This is a genomic window from Massilia agrisoli (assembly GCF_020831365.1).
GTDB lineage: Bacteria > Pseudomonadota > Gammaproteobacteria > Burkholderiales > Burkholderiaceae_D > Telluria_A > Telluria_A agrisoli.
In genome coordinates this window covers 441,766-453,338 of record NZ_JAJHPV010000021.1, presented here as the reverse complement: position 1 = coordinate 453,338, position 11,573 = coordinate 441,766, and the positions used below count along the sequence as shown (strand labels likewise).

Below are 11,573 nucleotides of genomic sequence, written 5' to 3'. Positions count from 1 at the left end.
CGGCCATTGGGGCCGCCATGCGGAAGCTTGCACATTTGTGCTTCGGTGTCGTCAAAACTGGACGGGCATACGAGGCAAATTTTGCCGTTCAGGCTTGACGATCAAGACGGTATCTACGAATACCGCTGACGGTAGGGCGGATAAGCGCACAGCGCGCATCCGCCGATCAGCCAGCGCTTAGTTCGATTCCTTGATCACCCGTCCCGAATGCGCCTGAACAGGGCGCGCATTGAACGGATACAGGCGGCTGAAGATGGCCATCTGCTGCGGCGACGCCTGCATCGGCTGCTTCATCACCAGCCACAGCACGCCCTCGGTGCACGGCGGCGTGGTCAGCGAACCCATATACGTGTAGTAGTCGCGCCGCTCCGGCAGCATCTCGGCGATATCGAGCACCACCGATGGCTGCACGGTGTCGTGCTTCTCCAGCGGCAGGTTGTTCCACACCGTCTGGATCATGTTGTGCCCGGCGCCGCGTTCAAGCAGCACCGCCAGCACCGCCAGCCTGCCCTCGACGTCGCGGTGCACCAGGTGTACCACCATTTCAAAGCTCTTGCCGTTGATGCGCTCTTCCGACGGACGGTGGAAGTGGAACTGCACCAGCTCGTACGAGCGGTTCTGCACGGTCAGGTAGTTGCCGCCCGCGACGTTGACCTGGACCGTATGGCCGTTGTCGATCACGCTGAATGACGACGGCTTGTAGTCGAAGGCCAGCTTTTCCAGGTCGACCTTCATGCCGTCGCGGATGTCGATCGGCGACTGGCGGCCGCCCTGCCCGCACTGGCTCCATTTCGCGTTGATCTTGCTCCAGTTGGCCGGGCCGAACTCGCCATCGTAGGCCCAATGGGTGCCGTTGGCAGGAGGCGGCGGCTTGGCGGCCACCGCTTGCTTTTTCTTTTTCGCCGCGGCGGCCTGGCGCGCAGCCTTGGCCGCTGCCGCGGCGCGCTGCTGCTGGTTGGCGCGCATTTCGGCGATGCGGGCGGCAATGCGTGCTTGCAGGTCCAGCTCGGCCTGCTCGTCGATGACGCGCTGCTCGGCAGCCGTCAGGCGGCGCGGGGCCGGCGCTTCAGCCTTCGATGGCGCAGGGGCAGGCGCAGCGGCGGCCGGCTTGGCGGCGGCGCTCGCTGGGGCTGGGCTGGCTGGGGGATCCTTCGCGCCGGCCGTCGCAATGACGAAGCAGCAGGCGGAGAGGACAATCAGGTTACGCATGAGAATCCAGAAAGTAGGCTTACATTCTGGTTTATCGGCGCATACCGCTGGAAACTTGAGTCCGCGGGGCAACTACCGCGCGATAAAAAATCGCGCGGTGTCGTTTCGATACTTTAACGGCTCAGCATTTTGCGGCCAAATTTGTACAGGCCGCCGAGGGCGAGCGGGACGATGGCAGCACTGACGCCGACCAGCACAATGGCGGTCAGGTTGTCGCGGATGACAGGGATGTTACCGAACAGATAACCGGCGGTGACCAGGCTGACCACCCACAGCGCAGCGCCGGTGAAGTTGTAGAACTGAAAGCGTGTGTGCGTCATGTCCGACACCCCGGCCACGAAAGGCGCAAAGGTACGCACCACCGGCACGAAGCGCGCAAGGATAATGGTCTTGCCGCCGTGCTTCTCGAAGAAGTCATGCGTCTTGTGCAAGGCGTCCTTGTTGATCCACCGGTAATCGTGGGTGAACACGCGCTGGCCCACTTTCTCGCCTATCCAGTAGTTCAGGGTATTGCCCGTCACCGCGGCAGTGATCAGCAGCGCCATCAGTAGCCAATAGTTCATCTCGCCGGTTGCGCAGAACGCGCCGGCAATAAACAGCAGGGTGTCGCCAGGGAAGAAGAACAAGACAACCAGCCCGGTTTCGCAAAACACAATAGCGAACAGAACGACGTAAACGTAAATTCCGTACTCGGCAAGGAGCATGCCGAGGGTTTTATCGACATGGAGGATCATGTCGAGAAACTGCATCAGGTCCATAAATTTCCTAAAAGGTAGCGCCGCATCATACCACCACTCCGGCCCCGATAATCCGGTCAAATGCCGCCAACCGCGGGAGAATATTGAGCTGGCTCAGAAGTTTCCTAGTCGTCCATATTCCAGATTACAATCGGCACGCGCTGGCCTCAAGGGGCAGCAACAAAAAAGAATTCAGAACCGGAGACAAGCGATGCAAATGATTAACGCGCACAACAAGGCGATGCTGCTGGCGGGGGCGGCCGCCGTGGCATTCCTGGCACTGCCGCTGGCGCAGGCTGCCAAACCACTGGCGGAAAAGCCGACCGTGGCCGACCTGGTCAAGGCGTCGAAGCCGTCGGACTGGCGCCCGCTCGACCCGGCCAATACCGTTTACATGGAACTGCCAGGTGGCAGGGTCGTGATCGAAATGGCGCCCGACTTCGCGCCCAACCACGTTGCCAACATCAAGGCGCTGGCGCGCGACAAATACTTCGACGGCCTGGCCGTGATCCGCTCGCAGGACAACTGGGTGGCGCAGTGGGGCGACCCGGACGAGAAGAACCCGCGCCCGTTCAAAACCGCCAAAGCGGCCTTGAAGGCGGAATTCACGGTGCCGATGAAGAACGTCAGGCACTTCACCCGCCTGCCGGATGTTGACGGCTACGCGCCGCAGGTCGGCCACTCGAATGGCTTCCCGTCCGCGCGCGACCCGAAAACCGGCGAGGCCTGGCTGGCGCACTGCTACGGCATGGTTGGCGTCGCACGAGACACCGATGCCGACAGCGGCGGCGGCTCGGCGCTGTACGCCGTCACCGGCCACGCGCCACGCCACCTCGACCGCAATATCACGGTGGTGGGGCGGGTTGTGTCGGGCATGCCGCTGCTGGCGTCACTGCCGCGTGGCGCCGCCGCGATGGGGTTCTACGACAAGCCGGAGCTGAACGTGCCGATCAGCGCATTTAAGGTCGCCGCCGATGTGCCGGAAGCGGAGCGCAGCAAGTTTGAAGTGATGCGCACCGAAACCGCGACCTATAAAGCAGTGGTCGAAGCCCAGCGCAACCGTGGCGGACCGTGGACCAAGGTGGCCGCAGGCCATGTCGACCTGTGCAATGCACCGATTCCGGTGCGCGAGGTGAAGTAATGGAACAAGGATAGCCGCGCCCCCTACCCGTCGTTCCCGCGAACGCGGGAACCCATAGTTCGCCTGCTATTCACAGTCAGCATGGGTTCCCGCCTCCGCGGGAACGACGACCGGCGGCGCAAGCTATAATCTTCCCGATGAACGCCCCGATTCCCGCACCCCGCCCCATCCAGGCCCTCCCCGACCAGTTGATCTCCCAAATCGCCGCAGGCGAAGTGGTAGAGCGCCCGTCGGCGGTGGTCAAGGAGCTGCTCGAAAACGCACTCGACGCCGGCTCGACCCAGATCACCGTGCGCCTGGAGGAAGGTGGCGTCAAACGCATCGCCATCACCGATAACGGCCGCGGCATCCCGCCCGAGCAGCTGCCGCTCGCGCTGGCTCGCCACGCCACGTCCAAAATCTCATCGCTGCACGACCTTGAAAACGTCAACACGCTGGGCTTCCGTGGCGAGGCGCTGGCATCGATCGCGGCAGTTGCAGCGGTCAGCGTCACCTCACGCACCGCCGACGCCGCCCACGCCTGGGAAATCGTCGGCTCGCACCACGGCACCGTCGCTCCTTCGTCCGGCGCGCTCGGCACCACCATCGACGTCCAAGACCTGTACTTCAATACCCCGGCGCGGCGCAAGTTCCTGAAGTCGGAGCAGACCGAATACGGCCACTGCGCCGAAGTCGTGCGCCGCATCGCGCTGGCGCGGCCCGACGTGTCGTTCACCCTGTCGCACAATGGCCGCACGATCGACCAGTGGAACACCTGCGAGATGGCCAAGCGCAGCGCCCACATCCTCGGCAACGACTTTGCCGAAGCACGCCTGCCCATCGACGAATCGGCCGGTCCCTTGCGCATTCACGGCTATGCAGGCCTGCCAACCGCATCGAAAGCGCGCGCCGACGGCCAGTTCTTCTATGTGAACGGCCGCTTCGTGCGCGACAAGCTGCTGGTGCACGCGGTTCGCGCCGCCTACCAGGACGTGCTGCACGGCGACCGCTTCCCGTCGTACGTGCTGGCGCTCGACCTCGACCCTGCGCTGGTCGACGTCAACGTCCACCCGTCCAAGATCGAAGTACGCTTCCGCGACAGCCGCGCCGTGCACCAGTTTGTGTTCCACGCCGTCCAGCGCGCGCTGGCGCAGACGTCCGCCACCGCGTTCGGCAGCGTGCCTGCCCCTTTGACCGCCGGAGAAATCGGCGCCGGCACGTCGACGTGGCGGCGCGAGCATGAACAGACCTCGTTCGGCGCCCAGCTGTCGACCTTCTCGCCCTCGCCCTATCCGGCCGGCAGCCGCTGGGACGCGCCCGGCGTGGCGCAGACCACCGACAACTACGGCGCGCTGTTCGCTTCGAGCCCGGCCCAGCAGGTCGCCCAGATGCCGCAGCCGGTCGTGTCGCCGCAGGCGATGTCGAATGACGAATACCCGCTTGGCTTCGCACTGGCCCAGCTGCACGGCATTTACATCCTGGCCCAGAACACCAAGGGCCTGGTGCTGATCGATATGCACGCCGCGCACGAACGCATCCTGTACGAGCAGCTCAAGACCGCGCTCGACGCGCAGGTCGACGGCCAGGACATGCAGGTGCAGCAGCTGCTGATCCCGGTGACCTTCTTCGCCGATGCGGTGGAAGTGGGCACCGCGCAGGAAAACCAGGACACGCTGCGCAAGCTCGGCTTCGACATCGGCGCGCTGTCGCCGACCACGCTGGCGGTGCGCTCGGTGCCTGTGCTGCTGAAGAACGCCGACGCCCAGACGCTGGCGCGCGACGTGCTGCGCGACGTGCGCGAATTCGGCGGCTCGCGCGTGCTGATCGAGCGCCGCAATGAACTGCTTGGCACCCTCGCCTGCCACACGGCGGTGCGCGCCAACCGCATCCTGACCGTGCCGGAGATGAACGCGCTGTTGCGCCAGATGGAGAGCACCGAACGCGCGGACCAGTGCAACCACGGCCGCCCGACCTGGGTACAGCTCGAGATCTCCGCGCTCGACAAGCTTTTCCTGCGCGGCCAGTGATGTCGGACCACAGCCCAACCCCGCGTCCACTTCCCGAGTACGCCCACGCACCGATCCTGCTGCTGATTATCGGCTTCATGATGCTGCAGCCGCTGTCGACGGACCTCTACCTGGCATCGCTGCCAAGCCTGGCCACCGTTTTCGGCGTGCCCGCCTCCACTGTGCAGCTGACCTTGTCGGTATTCGTCATTGGCTTTGGCGGCGCGCAGCTGGTCATCGGCCCGCTGTCGGACCGCTACGGACGCCGCCCGGTGCTGATATGGGGCCTGGCGCTCTACGTCGCAGCCAGCCTGCTGTGCGCCTTCGCGCAGACCATCCAGGTGCTGGTCGCCGCGCGCTTCATGCAGGCGCTGGGCTGCTGCTCGGCCATCATCATCGCCCGCGCTATCGTGCGCGACGCTTATGCACCAGCCGACAGCGCAAGGGTGATCGCGCGCGCCAGCAGCTGGCTGTCGCTGGCGCCGCTGACCGGCCCTATCCTCGGCTCCTACCTGCAAGTGGCCTTTGGCTGGCGCGCGGCGTTTGTCGCGCTGTCGATCCTGTCGGCCATCGTGCTTGGCGCCGTCATCCTGCGGCTGCCCGAAACGAACGTGCACAAGAACCCGCGCGCTACCGAACTGCGCGGCCTGATGGCGAACTACCGCCACGTACTTGGCTCGCGCGCCTTCTGGGCCCACGTGCTGCCCGGCGCGCTGTCGTATGGGTCGATCTTCGCATTCATCTCCGGCTCGTCGCTGGTGCTGATCCGCGTGCTCGGCGTGCCGACCCAGTTGTTCGGCTACTGCTTCGCGTTCGGCGTGTCCGGCTACCTGTGCGGGACGATTGTATGCCGCCGCCTTCTGCCGCGCTTCGGTCCATCGGCCACGCTGCGCATCGGCAGCACGCTGTCACTAGCCGCCGGCGCCTTGTTCCTTGCTGCGGTCGGGGTCGGGCTCGCGCACTGGTCGGTGGTGGTCGTGGCCATGTTCCTGACGATGGGCGCGCACGGCATTAACTTCCCCGTATCGCAATCGGGTTCGGTCACGCCGTTCCCGCAGCAGGCCGGCACCGCGGCGGGCCTGATGGGCGCGATCGTCATGCTGGCCGCCTTCGGCGTCGGCACCATCGTCGGCGCGACCTTCGACGGCACGTTGTTCCCGCTGGCCGCAACCGCATGCGGCCTTGGCGCCTGCATCTTCGCGTCGGTGCGGCTGGTCGATCACAAGGAGGCGCAATGAAACCGCTGGCAGTTGCCATCATGGGTCCAACCGCATCCGGCAAAACGGCGGCGGCACTGGCAATCGCGCGTGAGATCCCGGCCGAGATCATCTCGGTCGATTCCGCGCTGGTCTACCGCGAAATGGATATCGGCACCGCCAAGCCAAGCGCTGAAGAACTGGCCAGCGTGCCGCACCACCTGATCGACATCATCGAGCCGACCGAGTCCTACTCCGTCGCCCAGTTCCGCGACGATACGCTGCGGCTGGTAGCCGACATCAGCGCGCGCGGCAAGCTGCCGCTGCTCGTCGGCGGCACCATGATGTACTTTAAAGGGCTCACCGACGGCCTCGACGACCTGCCGACGGCGGACGCCGAGCTGCGCGCGCGGATCGAGCTGGAAGCGGCGCGTATCGGCTGGCCCGCGATGCACGACAAGCTGCGCGCGCTCGATCCGCAAACTGCGGACCGCCTCGCGCCCAACGACGCGCAGCGGATCAACCGCGCGCTGGAGATCATTGAACTGAGCGGCAAGCCGATGTCCGAACTCCTCGCCAAACGTGAGAAGACCGAGCTGCCGTTCGAGCTGCTGTCATTTGCGCTGGAGCCTTCCGATCGCGCCGTGCTGCACGCGCGCATCGCCACCCGATTCGACCAGATGCTGGGCCAGCGCGACGACGAAGGCCTGGTGGCTGAGGTAGCGCGGCTACGCGCACGCGGCGACCTGAATCCTACGCTGCCGTCGATGCGCTGCGTCGGCTACCGCCAGGCCTGGGACTACCTGGAAGGCGTCACCGACCGCCCCACCCTGCGCGAGACCGGCATCATCGCAACGCGACAGTTGGCCAAGCGCCAGCTGACCTGGTTGCGTTCGATGCCCGCACGCGTCGTTATCGATTGCCTCGGCCCGGACGTTGCTGGTATCATGCTGGACTCGCTGAGCAATCGGAGAAAATAATATTCCGATAATATCTGTTCAAAGTTTCGCAGCGATTTACGCGAATCCTTGACAGACCGGATGAAAATCTGGATAATGCTCGGCTGTCGGGTGATATAGCTCAGTTGGTTAGAGCACAGCATTCATAATGCTGGGGTCGGTGGTTCAAGTCCACCTATCACCACCAAGAACACGCAAAAAGGCCTGTCTCGCAAGAGTCAGGCCTTTTTTGTTTGCTACGATTCTTTCGTTAGCTGTACACGAACACCCGGCGTGCCGGCCGGGTGGATCGGCACGAAAACTTACGCCCCCTGCCCTCTCGTATCTGTCGCCAACACCCGCTGGGAATCCTCGCTGGCGTTCGACGCAGGCTGGCGCGGCGTCATCCCCGCCCGCAGCGCCTGCTGGGCGGATGCCGCCTGGACGGCTGCCTGGAAAGCGGTCTGGCGCTGCATCGCCTGCGCTTGCGTCTCCCTCAACACGCCGCCGCGAAGCTGGTTTGGCGAACCCGCTGGCGCCGATCGCGCCAGCGGCGACTGTGCCGAGCCGGTGGAGACGGTGCCGGGCCGGTTCAAGCCGGTCGCTACGACTGTCACACGCATGGCGTCGCCCAGCGTGTCGTCGAACACCGCGCCAAACTTGATGATGGCTTCGTCGCTGGTCTGCGCGCAGATCACGTTCATCACCACCTTGGTTTCGCGCAGCTTCAGCGTTTCCTCCGATGCCGCGATGTTGACCAGCAGACCGCGCGCCGCATGCAGGTTCGAGCCGTCGAGCAGTGGACAAGAGATCGCCTCTTCGGCCGCCTTGACGGCGCGGTCTTCGCCGGCATGCTGGGCAGAGCCCATCATCGCCGTGCCGGTCTGGCGCATCACCGTGCGCACGTCCTCGAAGTCGACGTTGATCATGCCGGGCACGGCAATGATCTCGGCGATGCCCGAAACCGCCTTGCTCAACACCTCGTCTGCGGCTGCGAACGCCTGCTTTTGCGTGATGTCGTCGCCCAGCACTTCCTCGAGGCGGCTGTTAAGGACGATGACGAGCGAGTCGACGCTTTTCGCCAGCATCGCAATGCCTTCGTCGGCCACGCGCATGCGCCGCGCGCCTTCGAACTCGAAAGGCTTCGATACGACACCAACGGTCAGGATGCCCATCTCGCGCGCCACGTCGGCGACCACGGGAGCGGCGCCGGTGCCGGTGCCGCCGCCCATGCCCGCGGTGAGGAACACCATGTGCGCGCCCTTGAGCGCTTCAGCGATGACGCTGCGTTCGCGAATCGCGGCTTCACGGCCCACCACCGGGTCGCTGCCGGCGCCCAGCCCGCTCTCGCCGAGCTGGATGCGGTTTTCGGTGCGGGTATTCGACAGCGCCTGCGCATCGGTGTTAGCGCAGATGAATTCGATGTCGGCCAGTCCGGAGGTCGCCATATGGTTGACGGCATTACCGCCGGCGCCGCCGACGCCGATTACTTTGATTACCGTGTCGGGTTGGGCATTTTTCAGGTCGAACAAGGGAGACTCCTTTTGATGGGTTGTGCCCGGCCAGGCTTGCCATCCCGCAATTTGGCTCAACGCCTGAAACAGGGGCGGAGCGTGGGGCGCAACAAGTCCGCGGAGGAGGCCGCAAGACGGTCCTGGCCAGTGCCGAATCCAGTAGAGTAATCGCTGGGGCGCGCACGCGAAAGCGCGTAAAGTGTTTCAGACGAAAGCATTTGTAAGAAGGCGTGCAATCGAATCGAAAGGCTGGCCTCGCCAATGCATCGCGTCCCGGATAATGTTGACGCGAGGAACGGAAATACCAGCTGAGCAGGTTGCTTCGCCTTACAGCCCGAGCTCAGCCAGGATGGCGTCCTTCAGCACCTGCATCTCCGGACTGGACAGTTTGCGCGGGTGCGGCTGCGGCACCGCGAAGCTGGCCTGGATAACGGTCGGGCGCGGCGACAGCACGATGATGCGGTCAGCCAGGTACAGGGCTTCCTCGACATCGTGGGTAATCAACAGCACGGTGTGGCGCTCCTCCTGTAGAATGCGCAGCAGCTCGGTGCGCATGCGCAGGTTCATCAGCGCGTCCAACGCCGAGAATGGTTCGTCCATGTAGAGGATTTCGGGCTTGACCACCAGCGCGCGGGCGATTTCGACGCGCTTGAGCATGCCGCCGGACAGTTCGCGCGGGTAGCTGTTCTCGAACCCTTTCAGGCCCACCATCGCGGCGTAGTGATCGGCCAGCGCCGCCTTGTCGCCGTGGCCGTCGCCGTTCAGCCCGAACATCAGGTTTTCCTGCACGGTCAGCCAGGGGAAAACGGACCCGTGCTGGGAGATGACGATGCCTTTTGCGTTCGGCCGCAGCAGGGGCACGCCGTCGACCAGCACCTCCCCTTCGTCGGCCCGCTCGAAGCCCGACACGATCTTCATCAGGGTCGACTTGCCGCAGCCGGACGGTCCGACAATGGCGACGAATTCGCCGTCCGCCACGCTCAAGGTGACGCCGCCCACCACCGGCAACGACTGCTTGCCGGACATGAAGTTTTTCTTGACGCCGTTGACGGCAATCTTATCGGCCATAACGCCACCTTACCGAGTTGAGTCCTTCGAGCAGGCGCATGGCGCCGTCCAGCAGCAGGCCAATCAGGCCGATGATGATCATCCCGGCGATCACCAGGTCGTAGCGGTTGCCGGCATTGCGAGCGTCGATGATCAGGTAGCCGAGGCCGGAGCGCGGCGCGATCATTTCGGCGGCCACCACCACCAGCCAGGCGACGCCGAGCGTGATGCGCATGCCAGTCACCACTTCCGGCAGCACCGCCGGAATGACCACCCGGCGAAACAGCACGCCGCGCGAGACGCCGAAGTTTTCGGCCGCGTCGAGGTAGCGCCGCTCGATGGTGTGCACGCCCGCGGCGGTCTGGACGATCAGCGGGAATACCGAGGCGATAAAGATCAGGAAGATCGGCGAGGTGTTGCCGACGCCGAACCAGAGGATCGACAGCGGGATCCAGGCGATCGGCGAAATCGGCCGCAGTATCTGGAACAGCGGGTTCACGGTACGGAACACACCGTCAATGCGCCCCATCCACAGGCCCATCGGCACCGCCACCAGCACCGCCACCAGGAAGCCGCAGCCTACCCGGAACAGCGAACTGCCGATGTGAGTCCACAGCGTGCCGTCTTCAACCAGTTCCAGCGTACCGGTGAGCACCTGCAACGGGGTCGGGAAGATCACGCTGGCGCTTTGCACGACGATGATCCACCAGACGGCAAGTACGGCTGCAATCAGCGCGGCGGGCGGCATGAGCTGCTTTAATTTATCCAACTGGAGTCCTATTCAAAATAATGGCGCAGCGCGGCGAGCCGCCACTTCAACCGCGCCCAGCCAGGTGCGGGCGGGGCCACCACCGACACCGTCATCTGGCCGCTCGAGTGGGCGGTGCAGGCAAACTGGTTTTCGGAGACCTGTTCGAAAGGCAGCCGGAAATCCTGGCCAGGCATGATCAGCACCGGGCCAAACTGCTGCGGCACCGTGTCGCTGTTGCGCAGCAGGAGCACGTCCTGCACGCCCAGCGTCAGCGTCACCACCGACGGCAGGATCTCGACCTTGTCGCCGGCCATGCGGCGCTCCCAGGTGCCCTTCGGGATCTCGAACAGCAGGTCACGGCTGGCGGCATGGGGCGGCGCGAGGGCTGCCCATGCCAGCGCCAGCGCCAGGCAAGCGGCGAGGGTCCACGCGGCAGGATGGCGCCGCAAGCTGCGCATCATCGCCATCTAGTTGCGCAGCAGGAGCTGGACGTCACGCGCGATGTCGGCGGCCGGACGGCCGAATGGCATCATCGCGCGCAGCATGCCGCGCGTGTCGACAAAATACAGGTAGGACGAGTGGGCCATCATGTACTCAGTCTTCGAGCCTCCGGTCATTCGCTTGGTGGCGGTGATGCCGTAGGCTTTGAGCACGGCATCGACCTGGCCGGCGCTGCCTGTCACGCCGAGGATGCCGGGGCCGAACGGCGCCAGGTAGTCACGCATGCGGGCGATGCTGTCGCGCTCCGGATCGACGGAGATGAACACCACCTGCAGCCTGGCGGCGTCGGCGCCAAGCAGCTTGCGCGCCTGCGACAGCGCGTACAGCGAGACCGGGCAGACCTCGACGCAGTGGGTAAAGCCAAATTCGAGCACCACCACCTTGCCGCGGTATTTGGCCAGGTCGAACACGCTGCCATCGGTGGCGCGCAGGCCGATCGGCGGCGCCACGCGCGGCGGCTCGAACAGGCCTGACTTGAGGCCGGCAACCGGCTGTGCGGCTGCGCCGGCGGCACACAGCAAGAAAGAGGCAAGGACGAGGATGGATTTGAACAT

At 64.7% G+C, this 11,573-nt stretch carries 11 protein-coding genes and 1 tRNA gene; 5 read left to right on the top strand and 7 right to left on the bottom strand.

What is annotated here, in order from left to right; genetic code table 11:
- Nucleotides 1-177: 177 nt before the first annotated feature.
- Together LMJ30_RS20980 and LMJ30_RS20975 are read right to left on the bottom strand one after the other, a co-directional pair.
- Entirely contained in the window at nucleotides 178-1,209 is a 1,032-nt protein-coding gene (locus tag LMJ30_RS20980) for a carbonic anhydrase (protein WP_229434500.1), read from the bottom strand.
- Nucleotides 1,210-1,322: 113 nt separating this feature from the next.
- Complete coding sequence (locus LMJ30_RS20975; protein ID WP_229434499.1) at nucleotides 1,323-1,967, bottom strand: VTT domain-containing protein; 645 nt, start codon at nucleotides 1,965-1,967, stop codon at nucleotides 1,323-1,325.
- 190 nt (nucleotides 1,968-2,157) lie between these two features.
- Between LMJ30_RS20975 and LMJ30_RS20970 the strand changes: the two genes are divergently transcribed.
- The 5 genes from LMJ30_RS20970 (at nucleotide 2,158) to LMJ30_RS20950 (ending at nucleotide 7,414) form a co-directional block, all read left to right on the top strand.
- Nucleotides 2,158-3,087, top strand: coding sequence for a peptidylprolyl isomerase (locus tag LMJ30_RS20970; RefSeq protein ID WP_229434498.1), 930 nt, complete (start codon nucleotides 2,158-2,160; stop codon nucleotides 3,085-3,087).
- A 137-nt stretch (nucleotides 3,088-3,224) separates the two neighbouring features.
- The gene (gene mutL, locus LMJ30_RS20965; RefSeq protein ID WP_229434497.1) at nucleotides 3,225-5,093 is read left to right on the top strand and encodes a DNA mismatch repair endonuclease MutL; all 1,869 of its coding nucleotides are present in this window, start codon (nucleotides 3,225-3,227) and stop codon (nucleotides 5,091-5,093) included.
- Nucleotides 5,093-6,310, top strand: a complete 1,218-nt coding sequence (locus LMJ30_RS20960) for a multidrug effflux MFS transporter (protein ID WP_229434496.1) — start codon at nucleotides 5,093-5,095, stop codon at nucleotides 6,308-6,310. Before mutL ends, LMJ30_RS20960 begins: the two co-directional genes overlap by 1 nt.
- Entirely contained in the window at nucleotides 6,307-7,248 is a 942-nt protein-coding gene (miaA, locus tag LMJ30_RS20955) for a tRNA (adenosine(37)-N6)-dimethylallyltransferase MiaA (RefSeq protein WP_229434495.1), read from the top strand. The genes LMJ30_RS20960 and miaA overlap by 4 nt, the downstream gene beginning before the upstream one ends.
- 89 nt (nucleotides 7,249-7,337) lie before the next feature.
- A tRNA-Met gene (locus LMJ30_RS20950) sits at nucleotides 7,338-7,414 on the top strand.
- Between the two features lie 115 nt (nucleotides 7,415-7,529).
- On the opposite strand, the gene ftsZ is transcribed toward LMJ30_RS20950, so the two are convergent.
- From ftsZ to LMJ30_RS20925, 5 genes are all read right to left on the bottom strand, one after another.
- Entirely contained in the window at nucleotides 7,530-8,738 is a 1,209-nt protein-coding gene (ftsZ, locus tag LMJ30_RS20945) for a cell division protein FtsZ (protein ID WP_229434494.1), read from the bottom strand.
- A gap of 309 nt (nucleotides 8,739-9,047) precedes the next feature.
- Nucleotides 9,048-9,788, bottom strand: a complete 741-nt coding sequence (locus tag LMJ30_RS20940) for an ABC transporter ATP-binding protein (protein WP_229434493.1) — start codon at nucleotides 9,786-9,788, stop codon at nucleotides 9,048-9,050.
- Complete coding sequence (locus LMJ30_RS20935; protein WP_229434492.1) at nucleotides 9,778-10,536, bottom strand: ABC transporter permease; 759 nt, start codon at nucleotides 10,534-10,536, stop codon at nucleotides 9,778-9,780. The genes LMJ30_RS20940 and LMJ30_RS20935 overlap by 11 nt, the downstream gene beginning before the upstream one ends.
- Nucleotides 10,537-10,544: 8 nt before the next feature.
- On the bottom strand, nucleotides 10,545-10,979 hold the full coding sequence (locus LMJ30_RS20930; protein ID WP_229434491.1) for a cupredoxin domain-containing protein: 435 nt from the start codon (nucleotides 10,977-10,979) through the stop codon (nucleotides 10,545-10,547).
- A gap of 6 nt (nucleotides 10,980-10,985) precedes the next feature.
- A complete protein-coding gene (locus LMJ30_RS20925; protein WP_229434490.1) occupies nucleotides 10,986-11,573 on the bottom strand; it encodes an SCO family protein in 588 nt (195 codons plus the stop codon).